This window comes from Clostridium sp. HCS.1 (assembly GCF_047900555.1).
GTDB lineage: Bacteria > Bacillota > Clostridia > Clostridiales > Clostridiaceae > Clostridium.
Window position 1 is genome coordinate 2,017,940 of the sequence record NZ_CP170704.1, and the last position, 21,983, is coordinate 2,039,922.

A 21,983-nucleotide genomic window follows, 5' to 3' on the forward strand; every position below is an offset into this window, starting at 1 on the left:
AGAATTAATATGAGTAAAGTTATTTTAGCAGAAAATGCTGGATTTTGTTTTGGAGTACAAAGAGCTGTCGAAGAAGCTCTAAAGGTAAAAAAACAATATAATAAGAAGATATATACATTAGGACCCTTAATACATAATAACGATGTTGTTATGTATTTAGAAGAAAATGATATTTATGCAATTGACTACAACGACATTGATAAATTAAATGAAGGTGATGTAATAGTAATTAGGTCTCATGGAGTATCTAAGGAAGTTACTGAAAATCTTGAAGCAAGAGGATTAGAAGTTGTAAATGCAACATGTCCTTATGTTACTAATATACACAAGAAAGTTAATAAGTACTCAGAGCTTGGATATAATATAGTAATTCTTGGTGATGACAAACATCCAGAAATTATAGGAATTAATGGATGGTGTAATAATAGTGCTATTATCACTAAGGATGGTACTTTTGATCAAAAACTACCAAAGAAGATATGTGTTGTATCTCAAACTACAGAAAAAGAAGAAACATGGAAAAATACAGTAAGCAATTTATCTTCTAATACTAAGGAATTATTAGCATTCAACACTATTTGTTCTGCTACAGAAGTAAGACAAAAGAGTGCTAATGAATTATCCAAAGATGTAGATACTATGATTGTAATTGGAGGTAGAAATAGCTCTAATACTACTAAGCTTTATCAAATATCAAAGGCAAATTGCCCTAATACAATTCATATTGAAAATTCAAAAGAACTTACAAATGAATTTATTGAAGAAAATAGAGGTAAAAAAGTTGGGGTTACTGCAGGTGCATCTACTCCTGACTGGATAATAAAAGAAGTAATTGATATTATGGAGGGAAGAAACTAAATGGAAGATCAATTAAAGCTAATGGACGAAATGGATAGAAGATTTAGAATTGGTGATGAAATTAAAGGTGAAATTTTATCTTTAGGAAGAGATGAAATTACTATTTCTTTAGTTGGATATAAATCTGACGGAGTAATACCTTTTAAAGAATTAACATCTGAAGAAAATTTAGAATCATACCTTGAAAAAATAAAGGTAGGAGATGAAATAACAGCTAAAGTTATAAAATTAAAAAATGAAGATGGTAATGTAGTTCTTTCAAGACTAGAATATGAGAAAAAAGAAACTTTAAAGGATTTAGAAAATAAGTTTAACAACAAAGAAAACTTTACTATTAAAATTAAAGATGCTATAGAAAAAGGATTAATAGGTTACTATGATGGAGTAAGAATTTTTGTTCCTTCATCACAAGTAGATATTAGATTTTCTAATGATAGAAGCAACTTAGTAGGTACAGAGTTAGAAGTTAGACTAATTGACTTTGCCCTAGGAAATCCATTAAAGATAGTTGCATCAAGAAGAGTAATTCTTGAAGAAGCTAAAAAAGTTGTAGAAGATGCAGCTTGGGAAAATATTAAAGTTGGTGACGTGGTTAAGGCAGAAATTAAGAGATTTACTAACTTTGGAGCATTTGCTGATATAAATGGAGTAGATGGATTAATTCATTTATCACAAATATCATGGAATCATGTTAAGTCAGCTGAAAGCGTACTTAAAAAGGGTCAAATAGTTGATGTAAAGATTATTGAAGCTGATAGAGAAAATAATAGAATTTCTTTAAGTATTAAGGCTTTAACTCCAGAACCATGGAGCAATATTGAAGAAAAGTACCCAGAAGGCTCTGCAGTACTAGGAAAAGTTGTAAGAATTAGTGATTTTGGTGCTTTTGTTGAATTAGAACCAGGAGTAGATGGATTAGTTCATATTTCTAAGATAAGCAATGAAAGAATAAACAATCCTGCTGATGTATTAAATATAGGTGATGAAGTAAAAGCTATAATTCTTTCAGTTGATGCAGAAAATAAGAAAATTGCACTTAGTATAAGAGATGCTAAATAAAAAAACAGGTCACATATAACTTTATATGTGACCTATTTTTTTATTTTTATTAATATATTGACCAAAGTATCTTATTAGAAATATACTTATTATATAGTGATTAAAAGGGGTTATATGGTAATGTTGGAAAGATTGTCTTTGAATAATATGAATATATTTAAGGAACTTTATAATAAAAACTTTGAAGAAGCTAGTTATAATAAAGATTTCTTTAGATGCTATGAAGAACAAAATTTTTTAATTAAATATATTTATAGAAAGTTTATTCGACTTATAAAAGTAGATAATAATTATATAGGTTATATATGGTATGAAGGTGGATATGGGCAATATATTAAAGTATGGGCATTATATATAGATGTTGATTTCAAAGATTTAATTAATTATTCAACTTTATCATATTTTGATAAAAATATTCTTTGCTATGAAGAATTTGATTCCCTAATAACAAATATATTATTAAATAAATTAGGATTTAGTAAAGAAAATTACACCTTATTATTGAAAATGAATATTACTAATTATAATTATAATGTGTTGCAGATGCAATTAGAAAATGAAAAACAAAATAGCCTTAAATATAATATGAATATTGATAATTATGCTGATGTTTCTATTAGAAATTTAAATATAGGTAAGGATGAAATTCTACGTTGTAACATACAAAATGATATTTTTGCTCAACTAGATAGAAAACCTCTAAATGTAGATGATATTTATGCAGATATGACTCAAGACTATTTTATACAAGATCTTTGCTTCTTAGGAATTCATAATAATGATTATATAGGATATGGGCAAATAATATTTAATAGAAATATGTATACCATTGTTAACTTTGGCATAGTAGCAAAATATAGGGGGAAGGGATTAAGTAAGATATTTCTAAGTAAAATAGTTGATGCAGCTAAAAACTATGGCATAGAGGAATTATTTATAAGAGTAGATTCAACAAATTTGAAAGCTATAAATTTGTATAAATGGATAGGATTTAAAGAAGTTAATAAAATTCTTGTTTGGGAAAGAAAGGTTTAAAATGCAAACTATTATCAAATTTTATTATAACTATTTAAAAAAACAAGTATTTTTATTATAATGTTACTGGAGAAAATATAATTCTATAAAGGAGAATACTTATGAAGGAAGAAATAAAGGATTTAAAGTATTATATTGAGACATGGGGATGTCAAATGAACGAGGAAGATTCTGAAAAGTTATCTGGAATGCTTAAAAGCATAGGTTATAGTAAAACAGATGATTTAAAGGAAGCTGGAATTATTATATATAATACTTGTTGTGTTAGAGAAAATGCAGAAAATAAGGTATTTGGTAACTTAGGTGAATTAAAGCACTTGAAAAAAGAAAATCCTGATTTAATAATTGCTGTTTGTGGTTGCATGATGCAACAAGAAGGAATGGCAGATAAGATTTTAAAGAAATTTTCTCATGTTAACATAATATTCGGTACACATAATGCTTACAAGTTCCCAGAATATTTAAATAGAGTAAAAACTGAAGGTGTTCAAGTTAGAGAAATATTTAATAAAGAGGAAGAAATTATAGAAGGAGTACCTATAGATAGAGAAAGTTCTGTTAAAGCATTTGTAACTATTATGTATGGATGTAATAATTTCTGTACATATTGTGTAGTTCCTTATGTAAGAGGTAGAGAAAGAAGTAGAAAATCAGAAGATATTATAAATGAAATTAAGGATTTAGTATCAAAAGGCTATAAAGAAATTACACTTTTAGGACAAAATGTTAACTCTTATGGTAAAGGCTTAGAAGAGGATATAAATTTTGCTAAGCTTCTAAGAAAAATAAATAAAATAGATGGTTTAGAAAGAGTTAGATTTATGTCACCACATCCAAAGGATCTAACTAAAGAGGTTATATTAGCTATAAAAGAATGTGATAAATTATGTGAGCAAATACATTTACCAGTTCAAAGTGGATCAAGTAAAATTCTTAAGAAAATGAATAGAAATTATACTAAAGAATCTTATTTAGAATTAGTTGACTTAATAAAAAAAGAAATACCAGATGTAGCTATCACAACTGATATTATAGTAGGATTCCCAGGAGAAACTGAAGAAGATTTCCTAGACACTTTAGATTTAGTAAATAAAGTTCAATATGATTCAGCCTTCACATTTATTTATTCTAGAAGAAATAATACACCAGCTGATATGATGTTAAACCAAGTTAAAGATGAAGATAAACATCATAGATTTGATAGATTAGTAAAGGCTGTTAATGAAAGTGTTATAAGTAAAAATAAAGCATTTGAAAATAAGATAGTAGAAGTATTAGTTGAAGGTCCAAGTAAAAATGACGAAAGCAAATTCACTGGAAGAACAAGAAATGGAAAGCTAGTTAACTTCTCTGGTGAAAATGTTAATATTGGTGAATTAGTAAATGTCAAAATACTTAGAGCTCAACCATTCTCATTAATAGGAGAAGTTGTATAATAACAATTTAAAAATTTAAATTAAAATTATTTAGATTTTCCGTATAAAATCTATTGAAATATTATAAATTTATTATTATAATATTAAAAAAGTAATATTTAAAAGATAATGATAAGGAAGAGTAGTTTAACTAAACATTAAAGAGAGCTAAAGTTAGGTGAGAGTTTAGTATGGGATGTTAAATAAAGCAGCCTTTGAATCTCGTATTGAAAAATAAGAATATATTTCTTAATTAGATATTGACGGATTTCTCCCGTTATAGAGAATTGAATATAAATATATTCATAATGAGTGAGTAAAATATTACTTATTAGGGTGGTACCGCGGAAACAATGTCCTTCGTCCCTTTTTGGGGATGGAGGACTTATTTTTTTATTTTTATGGAGGGATATAATATGGATGAGATATTAGAAGTATTAGAAAAAAATAGTAGATTTAAAGATGAAGAAATAGCTACTATGACTGGAAAAACTGTTGAAGAGGTTAGAGAAGCAATAAGAGATTATGAAGAAAAAAACATTATTGCAGGTTATACAACTCTTATAAATTGGGAAAACACAGGCAAGGAAACTGTAACTGCATTAATAGAAGTAAAAATTACACCTCAAAGAGGCGTTGGCTTTGATAAAGTAGCAGAAAGAATATATAAATTTAATGAAGTAAAAGCTTGTTATCTAATGTCCTCTGGAGGCTTTGATTTAACAGTTATAGTTGAAGGAAAAACTATGAAAGAAGTTGCATTATTTGTATCTGAAAAACTTGCAATACAAGAATGTGTAACAGGTACAGCAACTCACTTTGTACTTAAAAAATATAAAGATCATGGAAGAGTATTTAAAGAAAAGAAAACTGAAAATAGGGAGGCTATATTTATATGATATTAGAAGAAATGATATTAGATAATGTTAGAAATATGCCTCCATCAGGTATTAGAAAATATTTTGATTTAATTAATGAAATGGAGGATGTTATATCACTTGGAGTTGGTGAGCCAGACTTTGTTACACCATGGAATGTCATTGAAGCTGGTATCTATTCACTAGAAAAAGGTGAAACTCACTATTCATCAAATGCAGGATTTATAGAGTTAAGAAAAGAAATTTCAAATTATTTAAATAGAAGATTTAATTTAAGCTATAAGCCTGATGATGAGATATTAGTAACTGTAGGAGGAAGTGAAGGTATAGATCTTGCTCTAAGAGCTCTTGTAGGTCCTGGAGATGAGGTTATTATACCAGAACCTAGTTTTGTAGCCTATAAAGGTTGTGCAACCTTCTGCGGTGCAACTCCTGTAATTATTAATTTAAGACAAGAGGATGAATTTAAGCTTACTGCAGAGCTTCTTGAAAAAGCCATAACTCCAAAAACCAAAGTAGTCATAATTCCTTTTCCAAATAATCCAACAGGTGCAATTATGACTAAAGAAGAACTTAAAGAAATTGTAGATGTATTAAAGGATAAAGATATTATAATTCTCTCAGATGAAATATATGCAGAATTATCCTATGATAAAGATCATTATTCTATTGCCAGCTTTGAAGAAGTTAAAGATAAAACATTAGTAATTAATGGATTTTCTAAAGCTTATGCAATGACAGGCTGGCGTTTAGGTTATGTATGTGGACATCCTATTTTAATTGATGCATTAAAGAAAATACATCAATATGCTATAATGTGCTCCCCTACAACAGCTCAATTTGCTGCCATAGAAGCACTTAAGCATGGTGATGATAGTGTCAGAGAAATGGCTAGAGAATATAATAGAAGAAGAAGAATTTTAGTTAAAGGTTTTAGGGATATGGGATTAGAATGTTTTGAACCCTTAGGAGCCTTATATGTATTCCCGTGTATAAAATCTACTGGATTAACCTCTGATGAATTTTGTGAAAGATTATTATTAGAAGAAAATGTACTAGCTGTTCCTGGAAATGCTTTTGGAGAATGTGGTGAAGGTTTTATTAGGGCTTGTTATGCCTCTTCCACTGAAGATTTAATAGAAGCTGTTAAAAGAATAAAAAGATTTATTAGTAAACTAAATATATAAATTATTAGATTTTTAAATATATTAAGGTATTGGTAAGGTTTTAATATTATAATAAAAGCTTTCCAATAAATTTGTTAAAAAATAGTTGCAATTCTGACAATTTAATAATATAATTATAAAAAATAAGTTTTGAACAAAGGCGTTCAATAGAGGTTTTCTATTGTGCGCTTTTTTTATAAATAAAAAGGGGGAAGTCATTATGTCAAAATACTCAAGAAACGATATTATTCAATTAGTCAAGGAAAATGGGGTAAAGTTTATTAGGTTACAATTTACCGATATATTTGGGTCCTTAAAAAATGTAGCAATTACAGACAAGCAATTAGAAAAGGCACTAGATAATCAAATTATGTTTGATGGTTCATCTATATCAGGGTTTGTTAGAATAGAAGAATCTGATATGTATCTAAGACCTAATTTAGATAGTTTTGTGATTTTTCCATGGAGACCACAACAAGGTAAGGTTGCCAGATTAATATGTGATATATATAGACCTGAAGGAAACCCATTTGAAGGAGATCCTAGAAATATCTTAAAAAGAGTTTTAAAAGAAGCAGAAGATTTAGGATATTCAATGAATGTAGGACCTGAATGTGAGTTCTTCTTACTAAATACTGATGAAAATGGAAAACCTGTATTAAAGACACAAGATAACGCAGGATATTTTGATTTAAGTCCATTAGATGCAGGGGAAAATGTTAGAAGAGATATAGCTTTAGTATTAGAAGACATGGGATTTGAAATTGAAGCTTCACATCATGAGGTTGCTGAGGGTCAAAATGAAATAGATTTTAAATATGAAGATGCATTAACTACTGCTGATAATATAATGACATTTAAATTGGTTGTTAAATCAATAGCTCAAAGACATGGTGTTTATGCAACATTTATGCCTAAGCCTTTCTTTGGTATAAACGGTTCTGGTATGCATGTCAATATGTCATTATGTAAAGATGGTAAAAATGCATTTGTTGATGAAAATGATAAATTAGGATTAAGTTCTACAGCTTATAGTTTCATAGCTGGATTAGTAAAGAATATAAAGGGAATCTCTGCTATAACAAATCCTCTTGTTAATTCCTATAAGAGATTAGTTCCAGGATATGAAGCACCAGTATATATAGCATGGTCAGCAAAAAATAGAAGCCCTCTTATAAGAGTTCCAGCATCAAGGGGAAATGGTACAAGAATTGAGCTTAGATGTCCAGATCCAAGTTCAAACCCATATTTAGTTTTAGCTTGTCTTTTAGCTGCAGGTCTTGATGGAATTAAAAATAACTTAGTTCCACCTGAAAGTGTAGAAAAGAATATCTTCAAAATGACTTTAGAAGAAAGGGGTATAGAAGGAATAGACAGTCTTCCAGGTAGCTTAGAAGAAGCAATAAAATATATGGAAGAAAGTGAATTAGTAAAGAACACTTTAGGTGAACACACATTTAATAATTATATAAAAGCCAAAAAAGCCGAATGGGATGACTATAGAAGTAAGGTTCATGCTTGGGAAATTGAAAATTATTTAAATCAATATTAATTTTACTTGTAAGGGAGCAATGTAAATGACAATAGATGTAATAATTGCACTAAATAACGAAGAAACTTCTCAAAAGATAAAAAGTATCCTAGTAGGAAATGGATTTAATGTTATAGCAGTGTGTAAATATGGCAATGAACTTATACGATCCATAAAGCAGTTGTCTCCATCTATAGTCATTAGTGGTTATAAGTTCAATGATATGAATTTACTTGATATCTATGAGAGTACTGGAGATGATTGTAGCTTTCTTGCTATTGTAAATGAACCTTATAAATCAATTGTACAAGAGGAAACTGATATTATTTGTATATCAAGTCCAATAAATACTATGTTATTTTTAAATACCTTAGATATTATTTATCAAAGTGAGAGAAAAATTAATAAATTAAAGAACAAAGTTAATAATTTAGAAGTAAAAATTAATGATAGGATAATTATTGAAAAAGCAAAAGGTATACTTATGGAGCAAAAAGGAATAAGTGAACAAGAAGCTTATAGATTTATCCAAAAAAATAGCATGGATGCTGGATTAAAAATGGTTGAGTATGCAAAAGAAATTATATCATAATAAATAATAAATTTTAAACTACATTAAAAGTAGGAAAATAAAATTTAAAAAATAGAATTATTGAAGTAAAAAAATAGTACTTCGATAATTCTATTTTAGCAACTCTAAAATAAGTTTTCTCTAATGTTATTCATTGTACTAGAGAAACAAATATATAATAAATTATTCTAACGAGGGGATGATATTTATGCATAAAGATATAGGTCTATACAGAAGTTCTTTTGAACATGATGCCTGTGGAATTGGAGCTATAGTTAATATCGATGGAATTAAAACCCACAACTCTATTGAGGATGCTCTAAATATATTAATTAATTTAGAACATAGAGGTGGTACAGGAGCGGATGGTAAAACTGGGGATGGATCTGGTATACTATTTCAAATACCTCATAGATTTTTTAAAGAAGAAGCACAAAAACTTGGAGTGATTCTTCCTAGTGAAGGAGATTACGCAGTTGGTATGTTCTTTTTACCAGTAGATTCAACAGAGCAAAAAGCTTGCGTTAATATATTTGAAAAATTATGCTACGAAGAGAATTTAAAAATATTAGCTTGGAGGTCTGTACCTGTAAATAAATCAGTACTAGGTGAATATGCAATATCATCTATGCCTTGTTTTAAACAGGTTATTATTGAAAAGCCTTCAGATATTAATGATTATAGAGATTTCGAAAGAAAACTATATATTATAAGAAGACGATTTGAGAAAGAATTAGTTACTGAAAATGCATATATATCATCTTTGTCTTCAAAGACTATCGTATATAAAGGTCTATTACTTGCAAGCCAGCTTAAAAACTTTTATATTGATTTATCAAATGCTAAAGTTCAATCAGCAATTACTATGGTACATTCAAGATATAGTACTAATACTGTTCCAAGCTGGAAAAGAGCACATCCTAATAGATATATAATTCATAATGGTGAAATTAATACCTTAAGAGGTAATATAAATAGCTTATTAGCAAGAGAAGGAAATCTATATAAGGAAGATATAAGAACGGATTTAAAGAAAGCTCTACCTATTATAAATAGTGAAGGATCAGACTCAGCTATATTAGATAATACTTTAGAATTTCTAATTATGAATGGAAAAAGCATAGAAGAAGCTATTATGATGTTGGTTCCAGAACCATGGGAGAAAAATAATTTTATTTCTAAAGAAGAAAAAGCATTTTTTGAATATAATGCTACATTAATGGAACCATGGGATGGTCCTGCAGCTATTGTATTTTCTGATGGAAATGTTATGGGAGCAACTTTAGATAGAAATGGCTTAAGACCTGCTAGATATTATATAACAAAGGATAATAATTTAGTATTATCATCAGAAGTCGGTGCTTTAGATATACGAAATGAGGATATAGTTTCAAAGGGTAGATTAACACCTGGTAAGATATTATTAGTAGATACCTTAAATAAAAAGATATTAAGTAATGAAGAGGTTAAAAAGCAATATTATTCAAAGAAGCCTTACTTAAATTGGATTAATAATAACATAATCCCATTAGAAAATATAAAGGTGAATTTAATTAATAATAATGACTTCTTTAATATAAATAGAGATAAGCTACTGCAGATTTATAACTACACATACGAAGATTTAAAAAACACTATTTTACCAATGTGTGAAAAAGGTGAGGAACCATTAAGCTCCATGGGAGTAGATACTCCTTTAGCAGTATTATCAACAGAACCTCAACCACTTTTTAATTATTTCAAACAATTATTTGCTCAAGTAACAAATCCACCTATAGATGCAATTAGAGAGGAAATTATAACATCTACAACTATATATCTTGGTTCATCAGAAAATCTATTAGGTGAATTGGAAGAAAATAAACCTAAAATTAAACTATCAACTCCAATTTTAACCAATGAAGATTTAAATAAAATAAGAAAATTTGATAATCCTGATTTTAGGGTAAAGACTATTAATGCTTCCTACGGTAAAAAAGATGATGAGTATGATTTAGACTTAGCTTTAGATTTGTTATGTAAGGAATCAGAAAAATCAATATTAGAAGGATATAATATTATAATTTTAAGTGATAAAAATGTTAATAATAAAATAATTCCAATACCATCTTTATTAGCCTTATCTGCTGTACATCATTATTTAATTAAGAAAGGCCTTAGAAGTAAGGTTGATTTAATTGTTGAAAGTGGAGAACCAAGAGAAGTTCATCATTTTGCTACTCTTATTGGATTTGGTGCTTCAGCTATAAATCCTTATTTAGTATATGAATCAATTCTTAAGCTACAAGAAGATAAGCTTTTAATTGAAGATTATAATGTTGCTGTTAAAAAATATAATAAAGCTATATTAAAGGGATTAATTAAAATAATGTCTAAGATGGGTATATCAACTATCCAATCTTATAAAGGTGCTCAAATCTTTGAAGCTGTTGGAATAAATGAACACGTAATTAATAAATACTTTACTAACACTGTAAGTAGAATAGAAGGAATATCATTAAAGGAAATACAAGATGAAATTCTTAGAAAGCATAGAAATGCATATAAAAAGAGTAATTCTAACTTTAAATTTACATTTAATTCAAGTGGAAGAGATAAGTTTAGAGCTGATAAAGAAGAACATTTATACAATCCATTAACTATTTACAAACTACAACAAGCAACAAGAAATGGAGATTATAATACCTTTAAAGAATATTCTCAGTTAATAGATAGTGAAGATTCATTTATTACATTAAGAAGCTTATTAGATTTTAAATATTTAAGTGATCCTATTCCAATAGATGAAGTAGAAAGTGTTGAATCAATAGTAAAGAGATTTAAAACAGGCGCTATGTCTTATGGTTCTATTTCTAAGGAAGCTCATGAAGCTTTAGCTATTGCAATGAATAAAATCGGTGGAAAATCTAATACTGGTGAAGGTGGGGAAGATAGAGATAGATTTATAGTTGATGAAAATGGAGATTCAAGAAGATCTGCTATAAAGCAAATAGCTTCTGGAAGATTTGGAGTAACTTCTGAATATTTAGTTAATGCTAGTGAAATACAAATAAAAATGGCTCAAGGAGCGAAACCTGGCGAAGGTGGACAACTGCCTGCTAAAAAAGTATATCCATGGATAGCAAAGACTAGGGGAGCTACTACAGCAGTAGGATTAATATCGCCACCACCACATCATGATATATATTCAATAGAGGATTTAGCTCAATTAATATATGATTTAAAACAGTCAAACGACGAAGCAGATATTTCTGTTAAATTGGTTGCTGAAGCAGGTGTGGGCACAGTAGCAACAGGAGTTGCTAAGGCTGGTGCAAATGTAATTTTAATATCTGGTCATGATGGTGGTACAGGTGCATCACCTAAAACTTCAATTCAAAATGCTGGATTACCATGGGAACTTGGAATTGCAGAAGCACATCAAACTCTTATTTTAAATAACTTAAGAGATAGAGTTAGACTAGAAGTAGATGGTAAATTAATGACTGGTAGAGATGTAGCTATTGCTGCTTTACTAGGAGCAGAAGAATTTGGATTTGCAACTGCACCATTAGTATCATTAGGTTGTGTAATGATGAGAGTCTGTAATTTAGATACATGCCCTGTAGGAATTGCTACGCAAAATAAAGAACTTAGAAAGAGATTTAAAGGTAAACCAGAGTATGTAATAAACTTTATGTATTTTATAGCTGAAGAATTGAGAGAATATATGTCTAAGCTTGGATTTAGAACTATTGATGAAATGGTTGGAAGATTCGATAGACTTAAAGAAAAGGAAAGTAAAAAAGGCTTTAAAAGAAGTAAGGTTAATTTATCCTCATTATTAATTAATGATGAAAGATTCTTTACTTCTCAAAATAAATTTAATAAAAATTATAAAGAAGTAAAGGCTAGAACCTTAGATAGAAGCCTATTAATTCCTATAGTTGAAAAAAGCTTTAATGGTAATAATTCAATAAATATAGATATTGATATAAATAATACAGATAGAACTTTAGGTACATTACTTGGTTGTAATATTACAAGAAAATATGGATACAATACATTAAAAGATGATTCAATATTATTAAACTGTAAAGGATCAGGTGGACAAAGTATAGGTGCATTTATGCCAAAGGGAATAACAATTAAAGTAAATGGTGATTGTAACGACTATTTAGGAAAAGGGCTATCTGGTGGAAAAATTATCGTTAAAAATCCAGAAGATTGTAATATAAACCCAGAAGAAAACATTATTATTGGTAATGTTGCATTATATGGAGCAACCTCAGGAAAAGTATTTATTAATGGAGTTGCTGGCGAGAGATTTGCTGTAAGAAACTCTGGTGCTACAGCTGTAGTTGAAGGAGTGGGAGATCATGGTTTAGAATATATGACTGGTGGAACAGTAGTATTACTAGGAAAATGTGGTCTTAACTTTGCAGCAGGCATGAGTGGTGGTATAGCTTACGTATATGATAATGATGATACTTTTAATAGCAAATTAAATAGGGAGTTAGTAAATATAGAAACCTTAGAAATTGATGATGAAGAAACAATTAAATTTCTAATAAAAGAACATGTTGAATCAACAGATTCTAAACGTGGTACAGAAATATTAAATAATTGGAATGAGGAAATAAAGAATTTCAAAAAAATAGTTCCTAATGATTATAAAAAAATAATAACATTAATAGATAAGAAAAAAGCTGAAGGCTTAAATCATGAAGAAGCACTTCTAGCTGCTTTTTACGAAAGGAGTGCTATGTAATGGGAAAACCAACTGGATTTTTAGAATTTGAAAGAAAAGTAGGGCAAAATGATTCTGTAGAAGAAAGAATAGCTCATTACAATGAATTTCATAACTTGCTTTCTAAAGAAGAGCAAGCAAAACAAGGTGCTAGATGTATGGATTGTGGAATACCATTTTGTCAATCGGGCTTATTAATAAAAGGAATGGCATCAGGGTGCCCTTTAAATAATTTAATACCTGAATTTAATGATTTAGTATATAAGAATAATATAAATATAGCATTAGATAGGCTGCTAAAAACTAATCCATTTCCTGAATTTACCGGGAGAGTATGTCCAGCACCATGTGAATCTGCCTGTACAGTATCTATAAATGGACCTGCTGTTAGCATTAAGGAAAATGAAAGATATATAATTGATACTGCTTTTAAAGAAGGTCTTATGAAGTCAGAAGTTCCTAAGTACAGAAATAATAAAAAAGTAGCAGTAATAGGTTCTGGGCCAGCTGGTTTATCCTGTGCTTACTATCTAAATAGATTTGGATATAATGTGGATGTCTTTGAGAGAGAAGATAGGCTTGGAGGATTACTAATGTATGGTATTCCTAATATGAAGCTTGATAAAGAAGTAGTTAATAGAAGAATAAAACTGTTAGAAGCTGAGGGAGTTAAATTCTTCACTAAATCAGATATATGCATAAATGAACCTTTAAGAGATAAAGTTTTAGAAGAATATGATTCTATTGTATTAGCTACTGGAGCTACTAAACCAAGAGATTTAAATGTTCCAGGAAGAAATCTAAAAGGCATATACTTTGCAGTGGATTACTTAAAGGAAAATACAAGGAGTTTGCTAAATAATGAAGTGGTTTCAAAGCAGATATCTAGTAAAGATAAAAATGTTCTAATAATTGGTGGTGGAGATACTGGTACAGACTGTGTAGCAACTTCAATAAGACAAGGCTGTAAGTCTGTAACTCAATTAGAAATAACAAATTCATTGCCAAAGGAAAGATTAGACAGTAATCCTTGGCCAGAATGGAATAGAACTTTAAAGGTAGATTATGGACAAGAAGAATCCATTGAAGTTTTTGGACAAGATCCAAGGCAGTATTGCACAAGTGTAAAAGAATTTATATCAGATGAAGCTGGAAATGTAAAAGCAGCTAAAACTATAAGAGTAAATTGGTATCAAGATGAAAATGGAAGATTAACCTTTAAAGAAGAAGAGGGTAGCGAAGAAATTATTGATGTAGATATTGTTATGATTGCAATGGGATTTTTGGGTACTGAAGAATATATAAGCAATAGTTTTGATATTAAACTAGATAATAGAGGAAACATTAATGCAGATTATAAGCTATTTAAAACTAGCAGAGAGAAAATATTTACTTGTGGTGATGCACGTAGAGGCCAATCTCTTGTTGTATGGGCAATAAGAGAAGGTCTAGAAGCTGCAAAAAGTATAAATGAATATTTATCAGGAAAATAAAAAAAATTATAGTAAATATTACTTCCTTTAATTATTAGATAATTCCATATAATAATAATGTGAATATCTAAAAGGAGGGACAAAAGATGATAAGATATTTGGCTTTACTTTCTATAATATCTACTACCATATTTTCATCTAATTTTAGTAATATAAAGGCAGATGATGTTAAGTCTAAAGGAAATGCGTTAAGGGTATTTAGTGAATATAGGATAAATTTAAGTAAAGAAGATAAATTTGATGACTTTTGGACTCCTAAAAATGAAGGGTACCTTAATGAAACTCAAAAAGCAAAAATTAACTCTTTAAGAGAAAAAGTTAATAAGGGTGAAAATTTAACTATTACAGAGTGTAGTGAGCTAAAAATGATTAAGGCTGATGTAATAAAGCTAAAGCTTGGTGAAGATAAATTTAAAGAACTTGAAAAACTAATTAATAAAAGAGAAGGTAATTTAGAATTAACTTTACCCGAAAGAAAAAGGCTTTATGAGCTAAATAAAGAATCAAGAGAATAAATAAATTCATAGATATTCATAACTATTAGGAACTGTTTAAGTCAGTTCCTAATTTTTATGTAATTAAGTTATAGCTATGAAAATATTAGCAATTTCTTCGAAAAAATGATAAAATTATAAAGACGTATGTTTATTATATTTATACGTTTAATATTTGTATCGGAAGGAAGATTAATTGTGGATAGATATAAAGAAGAATTTATCGAATTTATGGTTAATAGTAATGTTTTGAGATTTGGAGATTTCACTACTAAAAGTGGAAGAAAGACTCCTTTCTTTATAAACACAGGAAATTACACTACAGGTGCTCAATTAAAGAAATTAGGAGAATTCTATGCTAAAGCAATAAATAAACATTTTGGAACTGATATTGATGTTTTATTTGGTCCTGCTTATAAAGGAATCCCTCTAACAGTAACAACAGCTATTTCTTTAAATGAATTATATGATATAAATGTTGAATATTGTTCTAATAGAAAAGAAATAAAGGATCATGGTGAAGGTGGAATTTTATTAGGAGGATCTCTTAAGGATAATAAAAGGGTAGTTATTGTTGAAGATGTTATGACTGCAGGAACCTCAATATATGAAACTGTGCCAATATTAAAGTCACAAGGGAATGTAGATATAAAGGGTCTAATTATTTCAGTAGATAGAATGGAAAAAGGAAAATCAGAAAAGTCTGCTCAAGAAGAAATTAAAGAGAACTTTGGAATTACTACCTATTCAATAGTTACTATGAGAGAAATAGTAGATTATTTATATAATAGAGAACTTAATGGTAAAATATATATTGATGATAATATGAAAACTGCTATAGAATCTTATTATGAAAAATATGGAGTTACATATAATAAATAAAACTGGGACGCTTAATGCGTCCTTATTTATTATTTATATCTAAAAACTTTAGTACTTCAAAGCATAGAGCTGTTAGTTCAAATTTATTATAACCAGTAAAGTAATGAGAACCTGATTTTAATGTAAGTAGTTTAGTTTTAATATTATTATCTTTCAATTTATTATATAGAATCTTTGCGTTTTCATAAGGGACTATTTCATCTTCTTCACTATGTATAATTAAGGTTTTAGGTGTATGAGTACTTATATAGTTAATAGGAGTATATTTACCTAAAGTGTCCCATGAATCTACTATACTTTCAATATCCTCTTTATATTCTTCATCTATTGAAGATATATTTAATGTACTTAACTCTGTTGGTCCAAAGATGTCTATAAGGTATTTTACTTTTGAAGAGTAATTTCGTAACTCCTCATCTCCTTGAAATTTATCTTCTCCTGAATATGATGCCATTAAAGCAAGATGAGCCCCAGATGATATACCCATAATGCCAATATTATCTGTATCAAAGTTATACTTTTCTTTATTTTTATAAACCCATCTAATTGAATCTTTAACATCTACTATAGGATTTTCTAAAGGTACATTTTTCTTTAATAATTCATAAGAAACACTTATAATTGTATATCCTCTTTTATTAAAAGCATTTAATAAGGGATCTAGGCCTTTAGGTATTCCATTATCACCATAAACCCAACTTCCTCCATGAACGTATAAAATCACAGGTGAAGGTTTATCCTCTATATCAGATTTATATATATCTAGGAAAACATTCTTTGATATACTTTCTTTATATTTTATATTCTTTACATCCATAGATGTTGTAGTATAGTAATCTGTTAAGTTACCTAATGTCGCAACTGACTCATTTGAGTTTTTTAATTCCTCATATATGCTATATATTATCATAAGTGAATTTTTGAAGTAAATTCCTATACAAAAGGTAGTAATTAATATTGAAATTAAAAAAGCTGTAATTATTCTAAATACTTTCTTCAAAAAATCACCTTCCTATAACTAATACTTATATTATTGACATAAATAAAAAATATAAATGAAATTAATTATAATTTTTTAAAAATATGAATATATTGTATTAATATTTAAATAAGGGGGAGGTCACTATAAGTAATTATTTCACTCTTGATGGTAATGAAGCTTTATTAAGCATGAATTATATAGCTAATGATATTTTAAATAAAAATGATGAAACCCTACTATGTTATAAAATTAATGAAAAGGAATTATTAGAAGTTATAAGAGAAATAGTATCTTATTATCTATTTAAAGATAAACAAGTTTTAATTATTACAGATTCTTATGAGGAATATATTCTTGCTAATGATAGCTTTAAAGATCTTGATAAAAGATTAATAAATTTAAATAATGACTTTAATCTTAAGGCTTTAATAAAGTATTTATTATTAAATTTACAAGATCAAACTGGTAAAACTATAATAAGTAAGGTTGAATTAATTTATAGGAGTATTAATAAGAAATATGATTCATTAAAAGAAATAAGTATTTTTTTTAATAATTGTGATAACGACATTCCCTTAATAGATAAATATATTCTAACTAAAAGAAAGCTAGATAGTAATAATAATTATAACAAATATTATAGAACCTTTAGAATAAAGAAACCCTTTCAAAACTATAGTTATAATGAATTAAATGAAATTTGTAATAATATCTTATTATCAGATATAAGCAATCAATATATACAGCATAGAAGATTTATAGATAATGATATATCTCAATATTTTAAAATGCCTTTAGATTATAGTTTAATAAATAATTCTATTACTTCACTAAAAACTATAATAGATAATAAAGATATTGATTATAGTTTAAGCGTATCAACATATACCAAGGATTTTATTGATGAATTTATATCTAATAAAATTGTTGATGAAGACTATATATTATCCTTAACTAATACAGTTAATTTAAAATATAATTATAAGTTATTAAATAATCCTATTAATCAAAAATGGTTTAATATCTTTCATAGGTTTAATAGGGCTAAGGAAAAAGAAAACTTAAAGATATTTTCTAGAATTAAGAATGAGATTTATGAGGAATATACAAATAATTATAAGTCAATAAAAATATTGAAGGAGAAATTATCCTTTTTGAAATTAATTTTAAAAGAAGATAAGTATAATGAAGCAATAGTAAGTATAATAAAAAATGGAAATGTTTATGAAAATCTTATTTTCTATAAGAAAATTCTCGAAGTTGCATATGAAAATAGACACGCTATAGACTCTATTAGTAATCTTTCAAGTATTGAAGAAAATATTTTAAAGTATTGTTATGATGATTTAGAAGAAAAAAAATATATAAAAGAATTAATATCTCTTCTTCCATTATTGAAGTGTTATTTAGATATAGAAGAAGAGGAGTTTAAAAATATAAATATAATTAATCTATATAAGGAATATGATAGTATTATAAATGATATCTATGAAGAAAATTCTAAAAAGAATACTATAATTTCAAAAGCAATAAATAAAATATGGGATAATAAATTAAAGGATGCTTCTTCTATATTAAAAGATAATATAGATAATATAAGTGATGATACTTTAATTAGATTTTTTCCTTGCGTAATATCTAATTTTTCTAATAAGAAAATTGAGGAATTTAAAAGTAATAAAATATACTTTGATAAAGTTATAGTAATATCAAAGGCAAGAGACAAACTAATTGATTTAAATTATTTAAGTAACTTATCTAAAAGTATAATATTAATAGATATAGATAATAACCTAAAAGAAATAGAGTTTACTAAAGAAAATAATTATTTAAATAAGGAAAATAATGAGATACTATCAGAAATAAAATACTTTTTATTAAATAAAAACATGTCTATAGATATAGTTATTATAGATACTTATATGGAGTTAAAAATAAATGATTATAAAATAATACTTTTATTAAACACCACTTCATTAAAGAAGGATGTTTTACTATATAAATATTATAAGGATAATAACATCTATATATATAGGTTATGGTATAGAGATTGGTGGATAAATAAATATAAAGAACTAGATAAGATTAATAATTATATTAAGGAATTGACAATAATCAATAAATAAAATATACTGTTATAGTAAATTAAATAAGACAGTTCGGAAGCCTCCTGTCTCTAAACAAAACTACGGTTATTAATTGCAATTTATATTAAGTGTGATTTATTCGTAGAGGGTTTATATATAAACTCTCTATTTTTATTTCTATACCTAATATTGTTTAGTTATTGCTTTACTTAATTCGTGATTTTGGGGCTGTTTTAGGACGGCTCCTTATTTTTTTATAAATAATTGGAGGGATTTAATTTGAATAACAATTTAGTAAAAGCTGCTTTAATTGCAGCAATTTATGCAGTATTGACGATAATACTAGCTCCTATAAGCTATGGGCCAATACAGTTTAGAATATCTGAAATTTTAGTGCTTCTAGCTTTTATAAATCCTACATATATAATAGGTTTAACATTAGGATGTTTATTATCAAATATTTTTGGTGGATATGGACTACCTGATATTATCTTTGGTACTTTAGCAACCTTCTTAAGTGTAAGTGCTATATCATTAACAGCTAAATATATGAAATATAATATGATTAGCCTAATTATAGCCTCTTTATGGCCAACTATATTTAATGCTGTAATAATTGGATGGATGCTTAGTGTAGTAATAGAATTACCTATGTTATTAACTATGATTCAAGTTGGAGTTGGTGAGTTTGTAGTAGTAACTCTAGTAGGAGTACCAGTATTCAAATTTATTTCAGATAAATACAGAAGTAAATTATCATTAGGATAGAATAAAAATATTTAAGCTTAGATACTTTATAGTTGTCTAAGCTTATTTTTTTAATTAAAATATACATATATACTAATAGATAAAAAATAAGGAGACTGATATGAATTTAATTACATTAGAAAATATAAATAAGACCTATAGCGAAAAAGTTTTATTAAAAGATGTTAATTTAAATATAAATGATGGAGATAAAATTGGTTTAATTGGATTAAATGGAGCTGGAAAGTCTACATTACTTAAAATATTAACAGGTAGAGATGAATTCTTTGATGGAAAGATTACTAAAGGAAAGAATATTAGAATAGAGTATTTAGCTCAAGATACAGCATATGATAATAACTCAACAGTATTAGAGCAAATATTTAAGGGTGATACTCCTGAAATGAAGCTTTTAATGGAGTATGAGGATTTACTAGATAAAGTTTTATTAAACCCATCTTTAAATGATAGATTAATACAATTACAGAGTAAAATTGATACTATGAATCTTTGGGATTTAGAAAGTGATGCTAAAACTATATTAACAAAGCTAGGTATTACAGATTTTAATCAAAAAATGTCTGAGCTTTCTGGTGGTCAAAAGAAAAGAGTATTTTTAGCTTCTTCATTAATAACTCCCTGTGAATTATTAGTATTAGATGAACCTACTAACCATCTTGATTCAGATTCCATTGAATGGTTAGAAGAGTATTTAAATAATAGAAAAGGTGCCTTAATTATGATTACTCATGATAGGTATTTCCTAGATAGAGTAACTAATAAGATTATAGAACTTGATAGAGGTTCCCTTTATCAATATGAAGGTAACTATAGTGACTTCTTAGAGAAGAAAGCTGAAAGACTACAAGTAGAAGCAGCACAGGAAGAAAAAAGACAAAAGCTTATTTTAAAGGAATTAAAATGGGTTAGAAGAGGTGCTAAAGCAAGAACAACTAAGCAAAAAGCTAGACTACAAAGATTTGATGAATTAGTTAATACTGAAACTGTATCAGTTAATACAGATATAGAAATGCCTTTCATAGGTAGAAGGCTAGGTAAAAAGATTATAGAAATAGATAATTTATCAAAATCCTTTGGTGAAAAGTCCTTAATTAAAGATCTAAACTATATTTTTTCTAAAAATGATAGAATTGGTATTATAGGTAAAAATGGAGCTGGTAAAACTACATTAATAAATATGATAACTGGTGCTATAAAGCCCGACTCTGGTACAATTGAAATTGGTGACACAGTTAGTATAGGTACTTTTTCACAAGATAATACCCATATGGACTTAAATCAAAGGGCTATAGATTATATTAAAGAAGGTGGAGAGAATATTCCAACTGAAGATGGATATACCATAACAGCCTCACAATTGGCTGAAAGATTTCTATTTGATGGTACATTACAATATACCCCAATAGAAAAGCTATCTGGTGGTGAAAGAAGAAGACTGCATCTATTAAGGATTCTAATGGAATCTCCAAATGTACTTATTTTAGATGAGCCTACAAATGATTTAGATATTGAAACACTAAAAATATTAGAAGATTTTCTTGATGAATTTATTGGTGTAGTAATTATAGTATCTCATGATAGATATTTCCTAGATAGACTTTGTAATAAAATCTTCTCTTATGAAGGTAATGGGTTGATAAAACAATATGTAGGTAACTATAGTGATTATCTTATTTATAAAGAATATGAAAAGGCTAATGAAAGTTTAACAACTTCTAATGAAAATGATAAAAAGCAATTAGATAAAAGTTATAAAAGTAAAGATAATAGACCTAAATTTACATTTAAAGAACAAAAAGAATTTGAAGAAATATATGATGTTATAGAAAAAATAGAACATAATATTACTGATATAGAAAATAAAATGAATAAAAATGCTACAAACTATGGTGCTTTAAATGAGTTAATGCAAGAAAAAGAAGAGTTAGAAGAGGAACTTTTAATGAAATATGAAAGATTAGAGTACCTAGAAGATATTGATAGACAAATAAAAGAGTATAAGAAAAATTTATAAAATCTTTCTTTTATGAACCTT

The 21,983-nt window shown here is 27.4% G+C and carries 14 protein-coding genes, 1 pseudogene and 1 other annotated feature; of the genes and pseudogenes, 14 read left to right on the top strand and 1 reads right to left on the bottom strand.

Annotation, left to right across the window (positions count from 1 at the left end; genetic code table 11):
* Window positions 1–9: 9 nt before the first annotated feature.
* The 11 genes and pseudogenes from ACFYH6_RS09585 to pyrE all read left to right on the top strand — a co-directional run bounded on the left by ACFYH6_RS09585 (window position 10) and on the right by pyrE (window position 16,111).
* A pseudogene (locus ACFYH6_RS09585) lies at window positions 10–1,917 on the top strand (bifunctional 4-hydroxy-3-methylbut-2-enyl diphosphate reductase/30S ribosomal protein S1).
* Window positions 1,918–2,037: 120 nt separating this feature from the next.
* Entirely contained in the window at window positions 2,038–2,952 is a 915-nt protein-coding gene (locus ACFYH6_RS09590) for a GNAT family N-acetyltransferase (protein WP_416178491.1), read from the top strand.
* 101 nt (window positions 2,953–3,053) lie between these two features.
* The gene (gene miaB, locus ACFYH6_RS09595; RefSeq protein WP_316344700.1) at window positions 3,054–4,388 is read left to right on the top strand and encodes a tRNA (N6-isopentenyl adenosine(37)-C2)-methylthiotransferase MiaB; all 1,335 of its coding nucleotides are present in this window, start codon (window positions 3,054–3,056) and stop codon (window positions 4,386–4,388) included.
* 99 nt (window positions 4,389–4,487) lie between these two features.
* Window positions 4,488–4,738: a binding site (T-box leader), on the top strand.
* A gap of 45 nt (window positions 4,739–4,783) precedes the next feature.
* Window positions 4,784–5,266: an Lrp/AsnC family transcriptional regulator gene (locus ACFYH6_RS09600; protein ID WP_316344489.1), complete on the top strand. Its 483-nt coding sequence runs from the start codon at window positions 4,784–4,786 to the stop codon at window positions 5,264–5,266.
* Window positions 5,263–6,432 carry an aminotransferase class I/II-fold pyridoxal phosphate-dependent enzyme gene (locus ACFYH6_RS09605; RefSeq protein WP_316344490.1) on the top strand — a complete coding sequence of 390 codons (1,170 nt, stop codon included), beginning with the start codon at window positions 5,263–5,265 and terminating at the stop codon, window positions 6,430–6,432. The genes ACFYH6_RS09600 and ACFYH6_RS09605 overlap by 4 nt, the downstream gene beginning before the upstream one ends.
* Window positions 6,433–6,631: 199 nt before the next feature.
* Entirely contained in the window at window positions 6,632–7,963 is a 1,332-nt protein-coding gene (glnA, locus tag ACFYH6_RS09610) for a type I glutamate--ammonia ligase (RefSeq protein ID WP_416178492.1), read from the top strand.
* Between the two features lie 25 nt (window positions 7,964–7,988).
* A complete protein-coding gene (locus ACFYH6_RS09615) occupies window positions 7,989–8,534 on the top strand; it encodes an ANTAR domain-containing response regulator (protein ID WP_316344493.1) in 546 nt (181 codons plus the stop codon).
* A gap of 178 nt (window positions 8,535–8,712) precedes the next feature.
* A complete protein-coding gene (gltB, locus tag ACFYH6_RS09620; protein WP_416178493.1) occupies window positions 8,713–13,263 on the top strand; it encodes a glutamate synthase large subunit in 4,551 nt (1,516 codons plus the stop codon).
* A complete protein-coding gene (locus ACFYH6_RS09625) occupies window positions 13,263–14,735 on the top strand; it encodes a glutamate synthase subunit beta (RefSeq protein WP_416178494.1) in 1,473 nt (490 codons plus the stop codon). Before gltB ends, ACFYH6_RS09625 begins: the two co-directional genes overlap by 1 nt.
* Before the next feature lie 86 nt (window positions 14,736–14,821).
* The gene (locus ACFYH6_RS09630) at window positions 14,822–15,250 is read left to right on the top strand and encodes a hypothetical protein (protein ID WP_316344498.1); all 429 of its coding nucleotides are present in this window, start codon (window positions 14,822–14,824) and stop codon (window positions 15,248–15,250) included.
* 177 nt (window positions 15,251–15,427) lie between these two features.
* Window positions 15,428–16,111 (top strand): orotate phosphoribosyltransferase, encoded by a 684-nt coding sequence (pyrE, locus tag ACFYH6_RS09635; RefSeq protein ID WP_316344500.1) that lies wholly within the window; start codon window positions 15,428–15,430, stop codon window positions 16,109–16,111.
* A 22-nt stretch (window positions 16,112–16,133) separates the two neighbouring features.
* Here pyrE and ACFYH6_RS09640 read toward each other — a convergent pair whose 3' ends face one another.
* Window positions 16,134–17,111: an alpha/beta hydrolase gene (locus ACFYH6_RS09640; RefSeq protein WP_316344501.1), complete on the bottom strand. Its 978-nt coding sequence runs from the start codon at window positions 17,109–17,111 to the stop codon at window positions 16,134–16,136.
* A 170-nt stretch (window positions 17,112–17,281) separates the two neighbouring features.
* Between ACFYH6_RS09640 and ACFYH6_RS09645 the strand changes: the two genes are divergently transcribed.
* The 3 genes from ACFYH6_RS09645 to ACFYH6_RS09655 all read left to right on the top strand — a co-directional run bounded on the left by ACFYH6_RS09645 (window position 17,282) and on the right by ACFYH6_RS09655 (window position 21,962).
* A complete protein-coding gene (locus ACFYH6_RS09645) occupies window positions 17,282–19,219 on the top strand; it encodes a hypothetical protein (RefSeq protein WP_416178495.1) in 1,938 nt (645 codons plus the stop codon).
* A 240-nt stretch (window positions 19,220–19,459) separates the two neighbouring features.
* Entirely contained in the window at window positions 19,460–19,948 is a 489-nt protein-coding gene (locus ACFYH6_RS09650; protein WP_316344759.1) for a QueT transporter family protein, read from the top strand.
* Between the two features lie 100 nt (window positions 19,949–20,048).
* Window positions 20,049–21,962, top strand: coding sequence for an ABC-F family ATP-binding cassette domain-containing protein (locus tag ACFYH6_RS09655; RefSeq protein ID WP_416178496.1), 1,914 nt, complete (start codon window positions 20,049–20,051; stop codon window positions 21,960–21,962).
* The last annotated feature ends 21 nt before the right edge of the window (window positions 21,963–21,983 follow it).